Source organism: Rhizobium sp. PL01 (assembly GCF_033447125.1).
Classification (GTDB): Bacteria; Pseudomonadota; Alphaproteobacteria; order Rhizobiales; family Rhizobiaceae; genus Pararhizobium.
In genome coordinates, this window is sequence record NZ_JAWQUM010000002.1 from 60,377 (window position 1) to 80,559 (window position 20,183).

The window sequence follows — 20,183 nt, forward strand, 5'->3', positions numbered from 1 at the left end:
GCGTCAGTTAGGCAAAGCTCTTCCTGCGGCGCTCGACGGCTGGGGCATCCTCGACGGCGGGAACGCTTTGCAGTACGCGCTTTGACGGCAGAATGGCGATGGCTTCGGTGCCTTCGCGCAGTTTCGAGCGCAGGATGAAGTAGCCATTGTGCTTGGCCAGGATCGCCTGAACGATCGGCAGGCCGAGCCCTGTTCCCTGTTCGGCGCTCTTGATGGCGATCGAGCCCTGACCGAAAGCGGACAGAACCACCGGAATTTCTTCCTCGGGAATACCCGGGCCATTGTCCTTGATAGACAGATATTGACCACCCCCGGCGGTCCAGCCGACCTTGACGGAAATCTCGCCGCCGGACGGCGTGAATTTCACGGCATTCGACAACAGGTTCAAGATCACCTGCCGCATCGCCTTTTCGTCCACCCACACCGAAGGCATGCCGTATTCGAACTGTTCGGTGATGCTGATATTCTTGGTCCGGGCGCGCAGTTGCACCATGCCGATGCAATCCTCGGTGATCTCCAACAGATGGATGGCTTCTTCATTCAGGTCGTACTTGCCGGCTTCAATGCGCGAAAGATCGAGGATTTCGTTGATCAGATCGAGCAGATGCTGTCCTGAGCGGTGGATGTCGCCGGTATATTCCTTGTAGATCGGATTGTTGAGCGGGCCGAGCACTTCCGTCGACATAACTTCGGAGAAGCCAAGGATGGCGTTCAGCGGCGTCCGCAACTCGTGTGACATAGAGGCGAGGAAACGCGATTTTGCCATATTGGCTTCCTCGGCGCGGCGGCGCGCCTCATCGGACATCGATTTGGCCACTTCGAGTTCGGCGATCAGATCGTCCTTCTCCGCTTGAACCGAGAGGATGTGCACGTTGCCACGGTGCATGCGGTTGGTCACGAAGACGAGGAAGACCAGCGCTGCGGAGAGAACTGAGGTCAAGGCGAGGTAGCCGGCATTACCGGTGCTCATTGTCAGGACGCCCAGCGCAACAACCACCGGGGCGAATGTGAAGAGCAGTGCATTGCGCAGCAGGAACGTGCCCATCGCCGTGACGGCAAGCGCAATCAGCAACACTGCGGCCTTGTAGAAGCCGAAGTCAATTTCGCGGCAGGTATCGCAATCTTGAAGGATGAAGGCTGCCCAGCAAAGGCCGAAGACGAGCTGAACGATAAGGAAGCGGTTGCGCCAGGAGGACACTTTGTCCGCAGTGATGTCGATCGCTTTTGCCCGGCGGGCCAGAAGAATGCCGATGGCATTGACGCACAGAGCCGCCACGCACCAAGCGACAAGATCCAGCTTTTGCGACAGGTATACCCCGATAGCGGTGACCAAAATGATGAACAGCGGCATGGCGATGGCGCCCTGCAGCATTGTGTCGACGTGAAGCCCGAGCATCTCCTTGTCGAAGCCGGACGCATTCGAGGGACCGGCCTGCAGGCGCTCGCGGGTCGTACGCACGGCTTTCGACACAGCCGTGTTGCGATGGCTGCGCGATTTGTCGACGATATTCTTGTCGGTCGAGGTGCTGACGCCCTTGCTCATGATCTCATACGCGTTAACGGAATCCGTTGAACTTTAAGGGGGAATCCTTAAGAAGTTGCTGCGATTTCCTGTTTTTCCGCTCCCATCCCGTAGCGTAAACCAACGGGAAGACGTCGCAAGGGCAGCCATGAAAAACATGCTTCGGATCACTCGTGACCTCCTGCTGACCGCGCTGATCCTGCTGTTTCTGGGTCTCGTGGTGGTGCGGCTTGAGGGGCCGCAGGAGGCAATGTCCGGACGCGCGCGGGTCGTTGATGGCGATACGCTGGTGCTTGACGGCAAGCGTGTTCGGCTTGTTGGCATCGATGCCCCTGAGTTGCGGCAGGTTTGCCAGCGCGAACAAGGGGACTGGCCCTGCGGTATCGAGGCCAAACTCCATCTGGCAGCCTTGATTGGCGACGCCCAAACCACATGCGACGCGGATGGCAGCGATAAATACGGGCGGCTTCTCGCTGTCTGTAGGGTTTCAAACCGCGACCTGAACGCGGCGATGGTGGATGGTGGCTATGCCATCGCATTCGGAGATTATGAGGTCGAGGAGGCTGTTGCCAGGCACAAACGGCTTGGTTTGTGGGCCGGTACGTTCGATGCGCCGCGCACCTGGCGCCAGACCCATGGCGGAATGGACGAAATGCCCCATATACCGGAGGGCTGGCTGGGTACGGCAATTTCGCGGATCAGTGACTGGGTTGGGAATGCGGTATCGATGCTATGGACGGAATAACGGACGGGCAGGTGGATGAGCTGGAAGATTTGCGGGCGGCGATTGCGGCCTGCCGGATCTGTCGTGACGCGCCGGCGCGCGGTCCAGACGACCGGTTGCCGCACGAGCCTCGCCCGGTCGCGGTGATTTCATCGGCGGCGCGGATCCTGATTTCCGGTCAGGCGCCCGGGTTGCGTGTCCATGAAAGCGGCCTGCCGTTCAACGATGCGTCGGGCGACCGGCTTCGCCAGTGGCTCGGCGTGACGCGCGAGCAGTTCTACGATCCCACTCTCTTTGCCATTGTGCCGATGGGCTTCTGTTTTCCGGGGTATGACGCCCATGGCAGCGACCTGCCGCCGCGCCGGGAATGTGCACCACGCTGGCGCCAGCAGGTAATGGACGCAATGCCGCAGATCGAGCTTGTGCTCGCCATAGGCCAATATGCTCAAGGCTGGCATCTGGGCGAACGCCGGGCTGCCACGATGACCGAAACGGTGCGCAACTGGCGCGCGCATCTGGGCTCCAACACGGGGCCGCCGGTGCTGGCCCTACCGCATCCGAGCTGGCGCAATACCGGTTGGCTGAAGAAAAACCCGTGGTTTGCGGCCGATGTCCTGCCTGTGCTGCGCGAACGCGTGTCAAAATTGGTGATTTGAAACAATTTTCTTTCTTTTGATGAATTTAGCGCTATAGAGAGAATAATATTCGAAGGAGGCTCTTCATGGATCGTCTTGACCGCAAAATCCTGCGCCTGTTGCAGGAGGATTCCACGCTCGCCGTTGCTGATCTGGCTAAAAAAGTCGGTCTGTCCACCACGCCTTGCTGGCGGCGCATCCAAAAGATGGAAGAGGATGGCGTTATCCGGGGCCGGGTTGCGCTGCTGGATCCGGTCAAGGTCAACACCAAGGTGACGGTGTTCGTATCGATCCGCACCAACACCCATTCGATCGAATGGCTGAAGCGCTTTTCCGAGGTGGTCGGCGAGTTTCCGGAAGTGGTCGAATTCTACCGCATGAGCGGCGATGTCGATTATCTGCTGCGCGTGGTCGTGCCCGATATCGCCGCCTATGACGCTTTCTACAAGCGGCTGATCACCAAGATCGAAATCCGTGACGTGTCGTCGGTCTTTGCTATGGAGCAGATCAAATATACGACGCAGCTGCCGCTCGACTACATGATGATCGACCAGGCGAAGTCCAGCGAGGACTGAGTCAGCTTGGCAACGGCTGGAGGCCCAGCCTCTGCAAGACGGCGCTGCTCGTGAGTTCACGGACAGCGTCCTTGCCGATCCACCGGGCTGCGCGGTCCGGCCGTGCGGCCAATGTCTGCGCCACTGACAGTGCGGGACCATGGCAGCCAGTGCTGCGTTTTCCCGTCTCACGAAGCGCCCAGTTTACAGCCTTTTTTCACGAAGTTCCGTTCATCATCCGCGTGGGCTTCTATCAGCGGCAGCCAGGCGAGAATTGTCTCGTCCGGTTCCCTTTTCATGTGAACGGCGGCAACGGCGATCATGCTGAAAGCCGTCCTACGGACAAATTCCCGTTCATCGGCGGCAAATTCCGGGATCAGGCGTGCTTCCAGCAGGGCGTTGACAAACAGGTCGGCAACGCTGTCGACGATTTCCCAGGAATTGAAATCACCGGCCCATTGCTTGGCAGTCTCGAGCGTCAGCTTTCGTGGCTCCGCAGTCAGGGCGGCCAGCAGCCTGGCTTCGCGGATATCGCTGTCCCATAGGGTGAGGGCGCGTGGGTGATCACGATTGATCACCCGGGCAATCTGCCTGAGCGCCGGGGTCGATATCCCGAGCGCAGTTTGCCGTCTTGATGCCGAACCACGCCATTTCTGCAAGGTTTTTCTCCCCGCCCTGTGTTTTCAGATGCGCAATGACTGCGTCTGCGGGCGAAGATGGCGTGAGCATTATTTTTCTAACCGCGCCAAAAGCGACGATGTATCCCAGCGATTGCCGCCCTCAGCCTGCACGTCGGCATAGAACTGGTCGACAAGGGCCGTCACCGGTAGTCTGGCGCCATTGTTGCGCGCTTCGGTCAGCACGATGTCGAGATCCTTGCGCATCCAGTCGACGGCGAAGCCGAAATCGTATTTGCCTGTATTCATGGTCTTGTGGCGGTTTTCCATCTGCCAGGAACCAGCAGCACCCTTGGAAATCACCTCGATGACCTTCTCGATATCGAGGCCGGCCTGTTTGCCGAAGTGGATGCCCTCGGCAAGGCCCTGGACGAGGCCTGCGATGCAGATCTGGTTGACCATCTTGGTCAACTGGCCGGAACCCGCCGGTCCCATCAAGCCAACCATGCGGGCATAGGCGTCGATGACCGGTCTGGCGCGCTCGAATATATCCGGGTCGCCGCCGCACATCACCGTCAGCACGCCGTTTTCAGCGCCAGCCTGGCCACCCGAGACCGGGGCGTCGATAAAATGGGCGCCACGGGCTGTCGCTGCCGCATCGAGTTCGCGGGCAACCTCGGCCGAGGCGGTGGTGTTGTCGATGAAAATGGCGCCGGCCTTCAGCGTTTCGAAGGCACCGTCCTTGCCTGTTGTCACCGAGCGCAGGTCATCGTCATTCCCGACGCAGCAAAAAACGAAATCGGCGCCATCGGCCGCTTCCGCAGGCGTCGCTAGCGCGCGTCCGCCAAACTGCTCTGCCCATTTTCCAGCTTTCGCGGCGGTGCGGTTATAGACCGTCAGGTCGTGGCCACCCTTGACCTTGAGGTGACCGGCCATCGGATACCCCATGATGCCAAGACCAATGAACGCGACTTTTGCCATTAAAAAAAGCTCCTGAAATTCCTTTTGATCGAGACTTAGCTGATGCGGATGGGGCGGGGAAGGCCTGTGATGATTGCATCCTGCCAAAACCGGTTTCGAAACCGTTTTCCGGCAGAACCGGGTCAGGCGTCGCAAATTTTGCCGCAACGTCCTCATTTAAGATAAATATAATGTCGATAGAAAATATAGTTTTCTTCATTCTTGTTGCCGAAGGCCCTGCCGGACAGCCGGGCAGGCACAACAGGAGAGGTGAAGTCCATGTTTACCCGCAGACAGACACTGTCGCTTTTGGGCGCAGCGGCAGCAGTAGCGGTCCTGCCTACGGCACGCAGCGCTTCGGCATCACCGCTCAAGGAATTGCGCCTCGGCTGGCAGAAGAATGGCGTTCTGGCGCTGGCCAAAGGAACGGGCGCGCTGGAAAAGCGCTTTGCCGATCGCGGCATCGCGATTGCCTGGGCAGAGTTTTCCTCCGGCCCGCCGCTGCTTGAGGCGCTTGGCGCCGGTGCCATCGACTTCGGCCCGACCGGTGACGTACCCCCGCTGTTTGCCCAGGCCGCAGGCGGCAACCTGCTCTATGCCGGCACCTACAGGGGCTCGTCGGCAGGCACGGCTATTCTGGTGCACAAGGATTCCCCATTTCAGACGGTGGCCGACCTCAAGGGCAAGCGCGTCGCCTTCAAACGCGGATCGAGCGCGCATAATTTCACCGTCAAGGCCCTGCGCAAGGCCGGTCTCGGTATCGCCGACATCGAGGCTGCCGATCTCTCGCCGTCGGATGCAGCGGCGGCTTTCGCCAGCAAGCAGATCGACGCATGGTCGATCTGGGATCCGTATTTTGCCGTCGCCGAAAAGGATGAGGGTACACGGGTTTTGACCACGGCCGAAGGGATCGTCGATTCCTGGAGCTATTTCCTCAGCAATGGCGATTTTACCGCGGCGCATGGCGATGTTTTGGGTGAAATTTTTGACGAATTGGCCAAGGTTGGGGCCGCAGCGCAAAACGATCTCGATGGCACCGTGGCGGCGCTGTCGAAGATCACCGGTGTGCCGGAAGACATCCAGCGTATTGTCCTGACGCGCAAGGATTTCAGCTTGGCGAATGTTTCCACGCTCGGGCCGGACGCAGTTGCCTATCAGCAGGCGCTGGCCGACGAGTTCTACCAGCTGCAGATCATCCCGAAGCAATTGACGGTCAGCGATATCGTCTGGAAAGGGCGGGCGAGCTGAATCCTATTGTCAGCAATGAAAACGGCGCTTTGAGGCGCCGTTTTCAACCATATTTTATTGAGCCGGTACTGGTATTACGGGTAAAAGCGGGGTGCCCTCGGCCGCGCCGGCGCTAGTCGCATTCTTTGCGTCGACACTATCCGGCAGGTATTCGGCCTCCGGGCCAAGGCTTGCGGAGATATCAAGCCAGAGGCGGCGGAGGCGGCGGACATGCAGATCGTCGGCAATCCACCTGAGGACATGCTCGGTCGCCTTGGAATCGTCGTCTCGCTGCATTTTCTGGCGTGCCCAGATGCAATAGGCATCGGCGTCGACGGCTTGGGATTTGTCCGGATCCATCGTGATCGGTTTTGTCGCACTGATCTTCACCGTTTCACGCAGGCTGCTGGTCGAGGCCAGCAGGACCCCGGCGCAAATCTCATCGAAGGCTTTGACCGACTGCTTGCTGCCGATCGCCCTTTCCAGATCGAAGATGGTGCGGATGTTCAGCTCGCGGAAGATAAGGAATTTTTCCGGGCCGAGAATATGGCAGAGCTGCGCCTGCGCGACCCAGTCGATCACCTGATAGATGCCGTATGGCGATTCGATGTGCAGCATGATGGGATTGTAGGTGGCGAGATTCTGAACGTCGAAGATACCGCATCCCTCCAGACGGAAGCGGGTCTCGTAATCGATACCATCGATAATATCGAGCGAGACGATTTTTGTGACATTGATGAACCGGTCATCGGTTGTCTTGATCCAGCTGATCAGGTTCTGGAACTTCATCAGCAGGAATTTCGTCGCACTTTGCGGCAAAAGCCCAAGCAGCGGCGCAAGGCCGAACCATATGGGCTGGATGTGATTACCGGTTGCCGTCACGGCTGACGGCGCCGCCGTTTGCGTTGTGGGGGCAGAGGCGGATGGCAGAATGCCGGCGACCAAGTTGGTGATCCCGCTGATCGGGTCGCGAAAGACAGCAAACAGCACGATGGTGAAAATCACCGACGCGACGATTTCGGCCGTGTGCCGCAGGAATGTGTAGGGTGACAGGTCGAAGACGGCGACCGAACGGACGAAGTTGCGGACCGCTGCGATAAAGGCACCGGCAAAGGCCAGCGAACCGATCACGCGCAGTTGGTGCCAATTGCCGTAACTGTCTGCCGATTCGACACAGGCAGCAGCGCTGGGCGCACAACATACGGCTGCGCCCAGACCGCACGAGAGGGTGTTGAACAGGGCGGAAAAGCCGAAATAGCACAAAAGGATGAAGCCGATCGCAGATAGAAAGATCCTCCAGTCGCCGCGCGAGCCAAAATTGCCAATGCTTTTGATGATCCAGTCAATCTGATCGATGTCGTTCATCGCGTTAAACGGCTTGCCCTCGGGGGGATCCTGGACCTGCAGGTCCGAAATGTACTTGGATTTCACGAATTCGAAGGAGGGATTGTTGGTCAATCGAACGTTTGCCCCGGGGGTGGCGGCGTCGGCCGGAAGCGGGGCAGCATTGGCGGCGTTGAGGCTTCGTTCGTTGTCGGTGCCAAACGAGATCAGAAAATCCTTGATCGAGCGCAGGCGGCGAAGCCGGACTTCGTGCCGGCTGTAAAGCAACAGGCTCGGGGTCAGGAGTGCAACCAGCAAAGCGAGTGGCTCAAGACCGAGAACATTTTTAATCCCGGTGATCAAAAGGCCGAAAATGCCGCCCGCGCTGGTGAGCCAGGTTAAAAAAATCTCCATGAATATTCCCCCTTAAGTTGTGGTTGTAACGTAAGGTTGACAGTTGGCTGGTGTCCATAAACCGCCTGCATCAATAGATTGTACTATCAATCTGTGATTGTATTTTTCGAGAATAAATTAGCCGTGCCTGTTGCTGGGGAGGCGATGATTGCTTGAGAGCAAGGCTTGAAGCCCGGGCTTTGCGCCGTATGTCCCTCCTGGCGGCCGCGTTGCGGCTGCCTACCTGAGGAAGGACAGTAATCCATGGCCGATCGACTGAATGCTTCGTGCCGCTGCGGCGGCGTCAAATTTTCAATTCCGGTGGAGTCCGCGGGTGTATTCTGCTGTCATTGCGGCGATTGCCGCAAGGCGCACGGCAACTACATGGCGGTGATCGGCGCACCACGCGGCGACGTGCGGTTCGAGGCTGATGGCACGTTGCAATGGTATGGCTATTCGGACAAGGCCCGGCGCGGGTTCTGCTCGACCTGCGGCAGCCGGCTCTTCAAGGACAATATCGGCACCGATCTGTTGATGGTCTCCGCCGGTGTCATCGATGGCGACACCGGCAAGCGGATCGTCAAGAACATCCTGAAGGAGTTCAAAGGCGACTGGTACGAACTGCCGGAAGTTCACGACGCCTGACAGCGGTGTCAGGCGCGGAACTTGGCAATCACCAAATGACCGGCGATCGGTTCGCCTTCTTCCTTGCGCACGGTGATGTCCGTCAATTCGACGACATCGAAGCCGATCGCATTGAGGCGTTCGCGGACATAGCTTTCGGCATGGGCGAAACGCTGGTTCGGGCCGACCATGAAGGAGCGTCCTGCGAAGGTGTCTGCGGGCAGGGTTTCGCTTGAGAAGATGAACAGGCCGCCAGCATTGATGTTTTCGGCGACGCCGAAGAACAGGGCTTCGAGCGCACCGAGATAGGGCAGGACGTCGGTCGCGGTGATGAGATCGAAGGGCTCGTCGTCATTGTCTTCAAGAAAATCGACGACTTCGGCGACGTAGAGCGTCTCGTAGACGTCCTTCTCGTGGGCGATTTCGACCATGTTTTCCGACAGGTCGATGCCGGTGATGTCATCGGCCATGTCGCGCAGCGCGCCGCCGGTCAGGCCCGTGCCGCAACCGAGATCGAGCACTCGGACGAACGGGCCGAGCTTCAAGGTTTGCAGGCGCTGACGCACCAGCATCGGCACGTGATACTCAAGCTGTTCGACAAGCACGTCTTCGAATACGTCGGCATGCTGATCGAACAGGGTAGCGACATAGGCGTCGGGCGCCTTGTCGGGCGTTTCGCCGCGACCCATCGACGCGATGCGGACGGCTGCGCCGCCGTGATCGTCGGGATCGATCACGAGAACTTCTTCATAGGCTTTGACAGCCGCCTCGACGTCGCCGGATTTCTCCAGGGCAAGCGCGCGGTTATAGGCTTCGGCGAGGGCTTCTTCATCGATCTTCTGCATGGCGGCGTCTTTACGGCGCGAGCAGGCGTTTGGCAATGCGAAAACCAGCATTCGCAGGCGTTTGCGCCCGGAAAACCGTTGGTCGCCATTGAGATTGGGCGCATGATGGGCAAAACAACAAAAAATCCGGAGGAAATGACCATGGCTGCGGAATTCAGCCCGATCGGGCTTCTCAAGGACAATGCCGATCCGAAAAGCCCGCCTTTGCCGGCCACGCCGGGGGAGACGATCACCGCGCTCATTCACTATTATCGCGGTGAAATGGGGCGTATGGCCGGATGGCGTGACCGCATCGACCGGACGTCCAACTGGGCGATCACCGTGGTGGCAGCGCTTTTATCCGTGTCGCTGTCGACACCCGCTTCGCATCACGGCGTGCTTCTGTTTGCCATGCTTCTGGTCACGCTGCTGTTGTTCATCGAGGCGCGGCGCTACCGGTTCTTCGATGTCTACAGGGCCCGGGTCCGCCAGATCGAGCGCTGCTATTTCGCCCAGATGCTGTCGCCACAGGCATCGTTTTCAGCCAACTGGGCATCGCCAATTGCCGACAGTCTGCGCCGTCCCGCTTTCCTGATGAGCTACCGGGAGGCTGTCTGCCGGCGGTTGCGGCGCAATTACTGCTGGATGTACCTGATCCTGCTTCTCGCCTGGGCGCTGAAAATCTCATCGCCGGTGCTGCAGGCCGAAGGTGGTCCGGCGCGCAAGGTGGATTCGCTTGCTGAAGCGGCGGCCAATGCGGCACTCGGGCCCGTTCCAGGCTGGCTGGTGATCGGCGTTGTCTGCGTGTTCTACGCCCTGATGGTCTATGCGGCGCTTCACAAGGAGCCCGGCGAAGGGGAGCTGGCGCATGGGGAAGTGCATGTGTGACCCTGCAAGACAGAGGCACTGATAGCAGATGCAGGATTTCTTGATTGTGATCTGTCGCGGGGGCTGATTTTATCGCGCCTTCATTGAGATGAGGGAGACGACGATGACTGATCAGAAGGTTGCAATCATAACGGCGGGCGGGTCCGGCATGGGGGCTGTTTCGGCGCGCAGGCTGTCGGCGGAGGGCTATCACGTCGCCATCTTGTCGTCCTCGGGCAAGGGCGAGGCGCTGGCGCAGGAACTCGGCGGCATCGGCGTCACTGGTTCCAACCAGTCGAACGATGACCTGAAGCGCCTTGTGGATGCGGCCTATGGAAAATGGGGCAGGGTGGATGCACTGGTCAATTCGGCCGGTCACGGGCCGCGCGCGGCGGTTCTCGATTTGAGCGACGACGACTGGCACAAAGGCATGGACGTCTATTTCCTCAACGTCGTTCGCCCGACACGGCTGGTTACGCCGATCATGCTGGAGCAAAAATCCGGCAGCATCGTCAATATCTCCACCTACGCCACCTTTGAGCCCGATCCGCTGTTTCCGACATCAGGCGTTTTTCGCGCGGGTCTTGCCGCCTTCACCAAGCTATTTTCCGACAAATACGCTGCCGATAACATCCGCATGAACAACGTGCTTCCGGGCTTCATCGACAGCCTGCCGGAGACCGAGGAGCGGCGCCTGCGCATCCCGATGGGCCGCTACGGCACGTCGGAAGAAGTGGCCGAACTGGTGGCGCTGCTGGCGACCGACCGCGGCGGTTACATCACAGGCCAGAACATCCGCATCGACGGCGGCATTACCCGGTCGGTGTAAATTTCAAGGTTTAGGGGCGAGGCATCAGTTGATGATGAACTCGCCCTTGAGCGCCCGCCAGTCCGTTGCCGAGATCAGCTTGCGGTGGACGTAGCGCACCGAATGCAGCGGGCCTTCGAGCTTTTCCTGCCAGAATTTGAGAAAACTCTTCATTTCCGGAAATTCCGGCGCCAGATCGTAGTGCTGCCAGATATAGGTCTGCAGGAAAGCCGGATGATCGGGCATCCGGTAGAGGATCTGGGCGGTGGTCAGGCCGTATCCTTTGAGCTGCAGTTCCATTTCGTTTGTCATGTCGGACCTCATCTTGTTCAATGATGGTCCCTACGATTGAAGCACGGGATTGGTTAATCTGCTATTAACAATGCTTCACGGAAAAACAAAATACCGTTCAGAAACAATCGTTTGGCAGCATGACATGTCGAGTGCTGCCAAACTCTTTCGCACATCAACGCTTCAGATGGCGGGTGAGACGCGTTTCGATCCAGGCCCAGAGATTGCGCAGCACCTCGACCATGATCAGATAGAGGACGGCTGCCCACAGATACATCTGGAAATCATAAGTGCGTGAAAAGGCGCGGCGTGTTTCGCCCATCAGGTCGAACACGGTGACAATCGCCACGATGGCAGAGCCTTTGATCATCAGGATGATTTCGTTGCCATAGGGACGCAGCGCGACGATCATCGCCTGCGGCAGGATGATCTTGAAGAAGGCGACACTCTTTGGCAGACCGAGGGCAGCCGCCCCCTCGTGCTGGCCGCGCGGTACGCTTTCGATTGCGCCGCGCAGGATCTCGGCCTGGTATGCTGCTGTGTTGAGCGTGAAGGTAAAGAGCGCGCAGAACCAAGCATCCTTGAACAGTGACCACAGCCCGACTGCCTCGAGATAGGGACGGAAGCTGCCGAGGCCGTAATACACGAGGAAGAGCTGCGTGATCAGCGGCGTGCCGCGGAAAAAGTAGACGTACCCATAGGCGATCCAGGAGAGCACCTTGTTCTTGGTCATTCGGCCATAGGCGATCGGCAGGGAAAGAATACCGCCGAGCACGATGGAGATGGCGACGAGTGTCAGGGTCACGCGCAGGCCGGACAGAAAGCTCGGGCCGTATTTGGTGAATTTTTCGGGGCTCCAGGACTCGACGGCAAACAGGAAGATGCCGACGGACGCAGCCAGCCAGACACCGAGCAAGATGTGGCCGATCAAGCGGGACAGCGTATAGCGTTTCAGCGCTTCGGGCGGTGGCGGCAGCGCAGGCAGCATGGTTTCAGCATGGCTCATCGGACGGTCTCCGAACGTTTGGTCCAGCGCTCAAGGGCAGAGAATACAAGCGAGGAGAGCATTGCCAGGATGAGGAACAGCAGGCAGGCGATCGAGAAAAACTCGAACGCATTCTTCGTGACGCGTGCGGCAACGCCGGTCTGGCGCAGGATGTCCGGCAGGCCGATGACCGAGACAAGCGCCGTGTCCTTCAACAGTGCCATCCAGAGATTGCCGAGGCCGGGCAGCGCGATGCGCACCAATTGCGGCAGGATGATCAAGCGCATGGTCTTGCCACGGTGAAAGCCCAGCGCGTCGCCGGCTTCATACTGGCCGCGTGGAATGGCCTTGAATGCCGACAGCAGAACTTCAGAACAATAGGCGGAGAAGACAACGCCCAGCGCGATCATGCCGGCAATGAAGGCATTGATCTCGACCGGGCCTTCGTAGCCGACGGCCGTCATCACCTGCTGGGCAACGATCTGCAGGCCGTAATAGACGATGAACAGCGTCAGAAGCTCCGGAAGACCGCGGAAGATGGTCGTATAGATATTGGTCGCAAGCCGCAGCGATTTTTCCTCGGACTGTTTTGCCAGGGCAATGAAGAATCCGAAGAACAATCCGATCGGCAAGGTGCAGATCGCCAGGCTGGCCGTGATCATGAAGCCATACGCAATCTCGTCGCCCCAGCCGGTGTCGCCACAGGCTAAAAGCGTACCTTCTGCGAAAAGCCGGAAGACACCGATCGGGCCGCACATCGGATCGATCATGCTGGCAAACCAAGACACAATGGAAGAGAGGGCAGCAAAAGCAGCCTGCATAAGTCTGATTTCCCCTGTACGGCGTTACGGCGCGCTTATTGTTATTGTGCGTTGTCAAACAAGAATGGCGGAAGGGCAAGCCCTCCGCCATCATATTTCAGCAACAGGTAAGATTAATCGCCGTAAACGTCGAACTCAAAATACTTGTCGTTGATTTCTTTGTACTTCCCATTGGCGCGGATCGCCGCGATGGCAGTGTTGAACTTATCCTTCAGTGCTGTTTCGCCCTTGCGGATAGCAATGCCAGCGCCGATGCCGTTGATTTCCGGATCGGGCTTGAGGGCCTTCAGAAGCTTGCAGCAAGCGCCGTCTGCGGTTTTCAGCCAGGATGTGAGAACGACGACGTCGTCGATGACGGCGTCGACGCGGCCATTGGCAACATCAAGCTTGTACTCGTCCGGGGTCGGATAGAGCTTCAGTTCCGATTCTTTGAAGAAGGCTTCGGCATAGTTGGAGTGGGTGGTCGACGATTGCGCGCCGAGCGACTTGCCGGCGAGGCCAGCTTCGGTCGCTTCGGTGATCGGCGAGTCCTTCGGAACGACGATAGCCGGACCGGTGTTGTAATATTTGTTGGTGAAATCGACCTTTTCAAGCCGCTCCGGCGTGATCGACATCGATGCGATGATGGCATCGAATTTCTTGGCGACCAGGGCTGGAATCATGCCGTCCCAATCCTGGGCGACGAAGGTGCATTCGGCCTTCATCTCGACGCAAAGCGCCTTGGCAATATCGACGTCGAAACCGGTCAGCGTGCCATCGGCTTCAAGTTTGTTGAAGGGCGGGTAGGCGCCTTCCGTACCGATGACGATTTTTTCGCCATCGGCCATGGCCGAGCCTGCCATCAGCGCGAAAACGGCGGCCGAAGCGGCCATGGCGAGACGTCTGGAAATACGCATTGTGATCCTCTCTGTTGGCGGACAGCCGGTTTCTTGTTTTTCGCGGCCGCCGGTACGCCGACCGTCGTTGCGATCGGGCTGGCGGGATACTCCTACGCTTTAAATGGAAAAATCAACAGGAAAGCAGCGTCTGTTGATGAAATGTCCGCACATAATCATGTCGCGGCACTGGCCTGACGAAGGGAGAAGCCTATGTCTGCGGCGGATGAACAGAACATTCATGCTGAGTTAATGCAGGTTTCGATAATCGTCTCTGGCTGATTTGAACCGCTGCGCCTTTTTTTGACCGCTTCGGTCTGTCCAAAGGGGCAAATGTGGAAGGCGGAGACGCCATCCCGGTAGAAAACGACGAAACGGGACCTCTGAAGGAGGAAATATATGAGTATTCGATCCAAACTTTTCGCGACAGTTGCCATGCCCGTGTTGTCGGCTTCGATGGTTTTCCATCCGGCGCTGGCAGCGAATCTCGCGTCCTCGTTTGAGGTGGCTCAGGCTGAGGACCCCTCGCAGGGCCAGGCACAGTCAAACGAAGAGGAATTGCTGCGTCAACAGCAGCAGCAGCAGGCCGAAGAAGCCGCACGAGCAGCCGAACAGCAAGCCGCAGAACAGCAGGCAGCAGAGCAACAGGCAGCTGAACAGCGGGCCGCAGAACAGCAGGCTGCCGACGAAGCGGCCGCTCAACAGCAGGCTGCGCAGGAAGCAGAGCAGCAGCGTCAGGTGCAGGAACAGCAGGCCGCTGAGCAGAGAGCCGCCGATGAGGCCGCTGCTGCGGCGGCCGCCGAACAGCAGGCTGCTGAACAGAAGGCCGCTGATGAAGCCGCTGCTGCCGCTGCAGCCGAGCAGCAGGCCGCCGAGCAGAAAGCTGCTGACGATGCTGCCGCTGGTGCGGCTGCCGAACAGCAAGCCGCCGAGCAGAAGGCTGCGGATGAAGCCGCTGCGGCGGCCGCCGCCGAACAGCAGGCGACTGAACAGAAAGCTGCCGATGAGGCCGCAGCAGCAGCTGCTGCCGAGAAACAGGCCGCCGAGCAGAAGGCTGCTGACGAAGCTGGCGCCGCTGCCTCGGCCGAACAGAAGGCCGCAGAGCAGAAGGCCGCCGATGATGCGTCTGCTGCAGAAAAGCAGGCCGCTGATGATGCTGCAGCCGCTGGCCAGAAGGCAACGGATGATGCTGCTGCTGCAGAACAACAGCGCCTGCTGGGCGAACAAAAGGCTGCGGAACAGAAGGCTGCCGAGGATGCGCAAAAGGCACAGGAGCAGCAGCCAGCTCAGGAACAGCCAGCCACAGACCCAGCCACTGCCGTGCAGCCGGCAGTGGAAGGCGAGCCGCCTGTAACCGGAGAGCAGCCGGCAACGGCTGTCGAGCCACAGACCGATCCAGCCACCAATCCAGCCGTAGAACAGCCGCAGCAGACGACCGAAACGCCGGTTGTGCCCGCAGTGGTGCCGGAGATCGTCGATACCGCGACGCCGGAACAGAAGCAGGAGATCGCCGCTGACCCGGCAAAGACGGACGAAACGATCGTGCTGCCGATCGAGGATGGCGCCGCCGTGCTCGACAGTGACAAGGACGCCGACAATTCCGGTGGCCAGACAGCCCGCGACGAGCGCAAAAAACTGCGTGAAGCCCAGCGCGCCGAGCAAGAATCAGTCGCAGCGCCAACCACCGATGCCGATTCCCAGGCGGCGATCGCCATCGTCGAACCGGCCACCATTCAGGCCGGGATTACTGAAGAAGGTCAAAAGCTCGACGCCGTTCCGGTGTTCGTGACGCCGGGTGTGACCAATATCGAGAACAATACGATCATCAACAACGTGACCAACAATACAGTCAACAATACGGTCATCAACAACAACATTACCAATGTGGTGGTGCAGCAGCAGATCGACAACCGGACGATTCTGAATGTCGATAACCAGATCATCATCCGCAATGATGACCGTCCGCGCCTGCGCCGCGATTCGGAGGAGAGCTATTATGAAGAGCTTTCGCGCGGCCGTGTTCGCGAAACGATCGTCCGCCCGAATGGTTCAAGGCTGGTGACGGTCTATGACCGCTATGGCGATATCATCCAGCGCTCGCGCATCGATCGCGACGGCGAGGAATATCTGATGGTCTATGCGCCGGAACCGGAGGCTGACCGTCCGCCGCGCATCCGCGACATCGGCTACGAGCTGCCGCCGATGCGCCTGCGCATTCCGGTTCGCGACTATATCATCGATACATCGAGCGAACCGGACCGTGACTATTACGACTTCCTGGCGGAACCACCGGTCGAACAGGTGGAGCGCGTCTATTCGATCGATGAGGTCAAATATTCGGCCCGTCTGCGCGACAAGGTTCGCCGTATCGATCTGGACACGATCACCTTTGCCACGGGCAGCGCGGAAGTGCCGCTTGCCCAGGCAAAGACACTGCGCAAGGTGGCGAACGCCATCAGCGAGGTGCTGAAAAAGGACCAGGGCGAGACCTTCCTGATCGAGGGCCACACCGATGCCGTCGGCAAGGATCAGCCCAATCTGGTGCTGTCCGACCAGCGCGCCGAATCGGTGGCCGAACTCCTGACCGACGTCTACGGAATCCCGCCGGAAAACCTGGTGACGCAGGGTTATGGCGAGCGGTTTCTGAAGGTGAAGACGCAGGTTGCCGAACAGCAGAACCGTCGCGTGACAATCCGTCGCGTGACGCCACTGGTGCGTCCGGTGGCCCAGAAATAGCCATAGTCGGGTCTCTCAGATAGAGATGCCGCTGAACACGGTCCGGTGCGGAAGCGCCGGGCCGTTTTGCATGGCGTTTACGTATCCTCTGGTATTGCTGCCGGATCGCATTGTGAGTTTCCGATGAAAACCCTTCTCTCCGCATTTCTGATCAGCGTTTCGGCTGGCCATGTCGCGCTTGCCGCAACGCGGCTGGTAGAGCCACAACTGCGGCTCGAAAGCCAGAGTAAGGGAGCAGCGCCGCGGGTCGCCCTGACATTCGATGCGTGCAGCGGTAAGACGGACGAGCGCATCCTGTCGACGTTGATCGACAACCGTATCCCTGCGACCATTTTCGTGACGGCGCGCTGGTTGAAGCGCAACGCCGCCACGATGGCCGTCTTCAAGGCGTATCCGGATCTGTTCGAGATCGAGAATCACGGGGCGATGCATGTGCCGGCCGTCGATCACCCGGTGTCGATCTATGGCATCGCGGCCGCCGGTAGCCCGCAGTCTCTCGAAACGGAAGTGGCGGGCGGTGCTGCAGCGATCGTGGGGCAGGGACTACAGCCGCACTGGTTTCGCGGCGCAACGGCGAAATACAGCCTGTCATCGATCGGTCAGATCCGGCAGATGGGATTTCGCATTGCCGGCTATTCGGTCAACGGCGATGGCGGTTCGCTGCTGGGTGCGGGAGCTGCGGAAAAACGGTTTGCATCCGCCAAAGACGGTGACGTGATCATCGCCCATATCAACCAGCCGACCCATGCCGCCGGTGCTGGTGTCGTCAAGGGTATACTGGACCTGAAGGCCAAGGGCTATACGTTCGTTCGCCTCAATGATGCGACCGAAGATGGCAGCGACGAAACCACCAACTGATTGCACAGATCATGCTGGCTGCTTTGCCAATCCAGTTGTGTGCTCGATGAAATCGGCGATGGCCAGTGTGTCGTCGAGATCGAACAGGATGAGGTCACGATCCTCGACCGGGTGATCTGCGGCAATCGCGACGATGTGCGGATCGGTCGGGGCGAGGGGCTCGCGATTTTTTGATTCCAGCCGGCGCGCCTCGATCTTCGGGATCGGCTCGCGCTTGTAACCTTCGATCAGCACCAGATCGCACGGCGCAAGGCGTGCAAGGATTTCCGGGAAAGTCGGTTCCGGTGCTCCGCGCAATTCGTGCATGATGGCGTAGCGCGTGCCCGAGACGATGGTCACCTCATGGGCGCCCGCCTCGCGATGGCGAAAGCTGTCCGCACCGACCTTGTCGATGTCGAAATCATGGTGGGCGTGTTTGACCGTCGAGACGCGGTAGCCGCGGCGGGTCAATTCAGTGACGAGCCGGACCGCAAGGCCGGTCTTTCCCGAATTCTTCCAGCCGGCAATCCCGAAGACTTTTGGCCCCGGCGTTGGTTCTGTCATTGTTCCATCCCCTCGATAAGCTGCAGCCAGCGTTCGGCGGTTTCGAGGTCGTCCGGCGTATTGATGTTGAAAAAAGGATCGATCGGACCATCCGCAGTTTCGATCATGGGAAATTCGACCTTTGCCATGGGATGACGTTCGATAAAGCCACGCACCCGGCGCTTGTCGTCGGTCACCAGCCAGTGTTCGAGTTCATCGGCAAGGGCGACCGGCCAGAGGGCGAAGACGGGGTGCATGATGCCGGCCGAATAGGCGACGGCAATTTGGCCTGGCCCTGTGATTGCCGCTTGAAAGCGCGCCACAAGGTCGGCTGGAAAGAACGGCGTGTCGATCGGCACGGTGACCACGTGACTTGCCACGGGAAAATGCCTTGCCGCATGGCGCATGCCCGAAAGCACGCCTGCCATCGGTCCGACATAACCTGGAACGGTATCGCCAAAAACGCTGATAGCGGGAGCAAGGTCCAGGCCGGTGTCTGTGTTACTGTTGACGCTGAGGCCTGCCGTCTGCGGGGCGAGGCGTTCGATGACATGATGGACAAGTGGTTTGCCACCAAGCATCACCACCGCCTTGTCCTGACCCATGCGCGAAGACAGGCCTCCGGCAAGAACGACGCCGCGCGGGAGATTTGCCGACTGGCTTGCCGAGGCACTCATCGATTTGTCCTGCCTTTCAATCCCGTCATTTCGGCGATCCCGGGTCCGAATGCCGTGCCAGTGCCGCCCGCCGCTTGTTTTCGCGGGCGAATGTATAAAGCCCGGACGCGATGATGATCGCCACACCTGTGACCATCCAGGTGTCCGGCTCCTCGGAAAAGAACAGGATGCCGATGCTGATCGACCAGAGCAAGCTGGTATAGCGGAACGGCGCGACGATGGCGATTTCGCCGTTGCGCATGGCCAGTACTATACACTGGTAGCCGACAAGAAGCAGCAGGCTGGCACCGGCCAGAATACCGATCGAGGTCATCGACATCGGCTGCCAACCGCCGAGCGGCACGATCAGAACGGCGCCGGTTAGCGTAATGACCGTTGCCGTGATTACGGAGATGAACAGCGACGGTACGGCTGGGTCAATGCGACGGGTACAGAGATCGCGGATCGCTGCGAAGACGACGGACGCAACGACGCTAAGGGCTGCGCCGGTGAAACCGTCAGGTCCGGGCCTCAGAACGATCAGCACGCCGGCAAAGCCGACGAGAATTGCCAGCCACCGCCGCCAGCCAACGGGCTCGCCGAGAAACAGTGCCGCACCCAGTGTAACCGCCAGCGGCAGCGCCTGCAGAATTGCCGAGGCGTTGGCGAGCGGGATCTGGCCGAGCGCATAGATATAGGAGATCGAGGCCCCAACCTCGGCTGATATCCGCAGGGCGACAACCGGCGAGCGCACCAGGCGGAACGAGCGCATGGCGCCGAAATGGCGGGCAAGCAGCAGCACCAGAACCGACGTGAAGAAGCCGCGCACCAGCATGATCTGGCCGGCATTCATGACGCCGGTGACGGATTTGATCAATGCGTCGTTGCAGGTGAAGCCCGCCATGGCCAAACACATGAAAATGGCGCCGCGGAAATTGGCGGTAGGTTGCATTATTTTTACAGGTCCGTTCTCATCGCTGCCCGGTTTTTACAAATCAGCGATGCGGCGGGCTGAAAGTCTGCGCTGCTGGTCTTGCCTAACTCTAAAGCATCGGCATTTCTTTTATGCAACTGCGATCGTTCGTCTGTTCGAATTGACGGCAGAAATGCAAGAATAGCCATTTCTATCCGCGTTGTAGAACCGCGAAATATGGCCTTGCCGGTTTTTTAATCGCAAGAATAAACCCCGGATCTTTTGGCGAATTATTAAGTTTCGCTGCCTATCGTGCCGGAATTCCGCTGCCCTTCGCATGATGCGAATAAGGTTGACGTAACGGCAAGTATTTCCGTTGAGATCAACCGGATGACATTCCGACAAGCGCCATGGATGCGCCCCGGTTCGTTCGTTCTCAACCAGAGAG

At 59.1% G+C, this 20,183-nt stretch carries 22 protein-coding genes and 1 pseudogene; 10 read left to right on the top strand and 13 right to left on the bottom strand.

Annotated elements, in window-relative coordinates:
- Positions 1–7: 7 nt before the first annotated feature.
- Positions 8–1,543 (bottom strand): HAMP domain-containing sensor histidine kinase, encoded by a 1,536-nt coding sequence (locus R6X40_RS04665; RefSeq protein ID WP_318411435.1) that lies wholly within the window; start codon positions 1,541–1,543, stop codon positions 8–10.
- Positions 1,544–1,670: 127 nt separating this feature from the next.
- On the opposite strand from R6X40_RS04665, the gene R6X40_RS04670 reads away from it, so the two are divergent.
- The 3 genes from R6X40_RS04670 (at position 1,671) to R6X40_RS04680 (ending at position 3,456) form a co-directional block, all read left to right on the top strand.
- A complete protein-coding gene (locus tag R6X40_RS04670) occupies positions 1,671–2,267 on the top strand; it encodes a thermonuclease family protein (RefSeq protein WP_318411436.1) in 597 nt (198 codons plus the stop codon).
- Complete coding sequence (locus R6X40_RS04675; protein WP_318411438.1) at positions 2,255–2,902, top strand: uracil-DNA glycosylase family protein; 648 nt, start codon at positions 2,255–2,257, stop codon at positions 2,900–2,902. The genes R6X40_RS04670 and R6X40_RS04675 overlap by 13 nt, the downstream gene beginning before the upstream one ends.
- Positions 2,903–2,967: 65 nt before the next feature.
- Positions 2,968–3,456: an Lrp/AsnC family transcriptional regulator gene (locus R6X40_RS04680; RefSeq protein ID WP_318411440.1), complete on the top strand. Its 489-nt coding sequence runs from the start codon at positions 2,968–2,970 to the stop codon at positions 3,454–3,456.
- 1 nt (position 3,457) lies between these two features.
- On the opposite strand, the pseudogene R6X40_RS04685 reads toward R6X40_RS04680, so the two are convergent.
- A pseudogene (locus R6X40_RS04685) lies at positions 3,458–4,164 on the bottom strand (DNA alkylation repair protein).
- Positions 4,164–5,189, bottom strand: coding sequence for an NAD(P)-dependent oxidoreductase (locus R6X40_RS04690; protein ID WP_318411442.1), 1,026 nt, complete (start codon positions 5,187–5,189; stop codon positions 4,164–4,166). Before R6X40_RS04690 ends, R6X40_RS04685 begins: the two are co-directional and overlap by 1 nt.
- Positions 5,190–5,291: 102 nt before the next feature.
- Between R6X40_RS04690 and R6X40_RS04695 the strand changes: the two genes are divergently transcribed.
- Positions 5,292–6,260: an aliphatic sulfonate ABC transporter substrate-binding protein gene (locus R6X40_RS04695; protein ID WP_318411444.1), complete on the top strand. Its 969-nt coding sequence runs from the start codon at positions 5,292–5,294 to the stop codon at positions 6,258–6,260.
- A 54-nt stretch (positions 6,261–6,314) separates the two neighbouring features.
- Here the strand turns inward: R6X40_RS04695 and R6X40_RS04700 are convergent, their stop codons facing one another.
- On the bottom strand, positions 6,315–7,976 hold the full coding sequence (locus tag R6X40_RS04700) for a hypothetical protein (protein ID WP_318411446.1): 1,662 nt from the start codon (positions 7,974–7,976) through the stop codon (positions 6,315–6,317).
- A gap of 243 nt (positions 7,977–8,219) precedes the next feature.
- On the opposite strand from R6X40_RS04700, the gene R6X40_RS04705 reads away from it, so the two are divergent.
- Entirely contained in the window at positions 8,220–8,600 is a 381-nt protein-coding gene (locus R6X40_RS04705; protein WP_318411448.1) for a GFA family protein, read from the top strand.
- Between the two features lie 8 nt (positions 8,601–8,608).
- Here R6X40_RS04705 and R6X40_RS04710 read toward each other — a convergent pair whose 3' ends face one another.
- Positions 8,609–9,424: a class I SAM-dependent methyltransferase gene (locus tag R6X40_RS04710; protein WP_318411450.1), complete on the bottom strand. Its 816-nt coding sequence runs from the start codon at positions 9,422–9,424 to the stop codon at positions 8,609–8,611.
- 141 nt (positions 9,425–9,565) lie between these two features.
- On the opposite strand from R6X40_RS04710, the gene R6X40_RS04715 reads away from it, so the two are divergent.
- Positions 9,566–10,291 (top strand): DUF2270 domain-containing protein, encoded by a 726-nt coding sequence (locus R6X40_RS04715; protein ID WP_318411452.1) that lies wholly within the window; start codon positions 9,566–9,568, stop codon positions 10,289–10,291.
- A gap of 103 nt (positions 10,292–10,394) precedes the next feature.
- The gene (locus tag R6X40_RS04720) at positions 10,395–11,099 is read left to right on the top strand and encodes an SDR family oxidoreductase (protein WP_318411454.1); all 705 of its coding nucleotides are present in this window, start codon (positions 10,395–10,397) and stop codon (positions 11,097–11,099) included.
- 24 nt (positions 11,100–11,123) lie between these two features.
- On the opposite strand, the gene R6X40_RS04725 is transcribed toward R6X40_RS04720, so the two are convergent.
- From R6X40_RS04725 to R6X40_RS04745, 5 genes are all read right to left on the bottom strand, one after another.
- Positions 11,124–11,390 (bottom strand): usg protein, encoded by a 267-nt coding sequence (locus R6X40_RS04725; RefSeq protein ID WP_318411456.1) that lies wholly within the window; start codon positions 11,388–11,390, stop codon positions 11,124–11,126.
- A 154-nt stretch (positions 11,391–11,544) separates the two neighbouring features.
- Complete coding sequence (locus R6X40_RS04730) at positions 11,545–12,375, bottom strand: ABC transporter permease (RefSeq protein WP_318411458.1); 831 nt, start codon at positions 12,373–12,375, stop codon at positions 11,545–11,547.
- Positions 12,372–13,175, bottom strand: a complete 804-nt coding sequence (locus R6X40_RS04735; RefSeq protein ID WP_318411459.1) for an ABC transporter permease — start codon at positions 13,173–13,175, stop codon at positions 12,372–12,374. Before R6X40_RS04735 ends, R6X40_RS04730 begins: the two co-directional genes overlap by 4 nt.
- A gap of 113 nt (positions 13,176–13,288) precedes the next feature.
- Positions 13,289–14,071, bottom strand: coding sequence for a transporter substrate-binding domain-containing protein (locus R6X40_RS04740; RefSeq protein WP_318411460.1), 783 nt, complete (start codon positions 14,069–14,071; stop codon positions 13,289–13,291).
- Positions 14,072–14,593: 522 nt separating this feature from the next.
- On the bottom strand, positions 14,594–15,712 hold the full coding sequence (locus tag R6X40_RS04745) for a hypothetical protein (RefSeq protein ID WP_318411462.1): 1,119 nt from the start codon (positions 15,710–15,712) through the stop codon (positions 14,594–14,596).
- Here R6X40_RS04745 and R6X40_RS04750 point away from each other — a divergent pair.
- Both R6X40_RS04750 and R6X40_RS04755 read left to right on the top strand, forming a co-directional pair.
- Positions 15,620–16,786: an OmpA family protein gene (locus R6X40_RS04750; RefSeq protein ID WP_318411463.1), complete on the top strand. Its 1,167-nt coding sequence runs from the start codon at positions 15,620–15,622 to the stop codon at positions 16,784–16,786. The genes R6X40_RS04745 and R6X40_RS04750 overlap by 93 nt on opposite strands.
- A gap of 123 nt (positions 16,787–16,909) precedes the next feature.
- The gene (locus tag R6X40_RS04755) at positions 16,910–17,644 is read left to right on the top strand and encodes a polysaccharide deacetylase family protein (RefSeq protein ID WP_318411465.1); all 735 of its coding nucleotides are present in this window, start codon (positions 16,910–16,912) and stop codon (positions 17,642–17,644) included.
- 9 nt (positions 17,645–17,653) lie between these two features.
- On the opposite strand, the gene mobB is transcribed toward R6X40_RS04755, so the two are convergent.
- From mobB to R6X40_RS04770, 3 genes are read right to left on the bottom strand one after another with little or no spacing between them, the layout of a single operon-like run.
- Entirely contained in the window at positions 17,654–18,187 is a 534-nt protein-coding gene (gene mobB, locus R6X40_RS04760) for a molybdopterin-guanine dinucleotide biosynthesis protein B (protein ID WP_318411467.1), read from the bottom strand.
- The gene (gene mobA / locus R6X40_RS04765) at positions 18,184–18,843 is read right to left on the bottom strand and encodes a molybdenum cofactor guanylyltransferase MobA (protein ID WP_318411469.1); all 660 of its coding nucleotides are present in this window, start codon (positions 18,841–18,843) and stop codon (positions 18,184–18,186) included. Before mobA ends, mobB begins: the two co-directional genes overlap by 4 nt.
- Before the next feature lie 25 nt (positions 18,844–18,868).
- Positions 18,869–19,774, bottom strand: a complete 906-nt coding sequence (locus tag R6X40_RS04770) for a DMT family transporter (RefSeq protein WP_318411471.1) — start codon at positions 19,772–19,774, stop codon at positions 18,869–18,871.
- Between R6X40_RS04770 and R6X40_RS04775 the strand changes: the two genes are divergently transcribed.
- Positions 19,725–19,940: a hypothetical protein gene (locus tag R6X40_RS04775; protein WP_318412395.1), complete on the top strand. Its 216-nt coding sequence runs from the start codon at positions 19,725–19,727 to the stop codon at positions 19,938–19,940. The two genes, R6X40_RS04770 and R6X40_RS04775, sit on opposite strands and share 50 nt — an antisense overlap.
- The last annotated feature ends 243 nt before the right edge of the window (positions 19,941–20,183 follow it).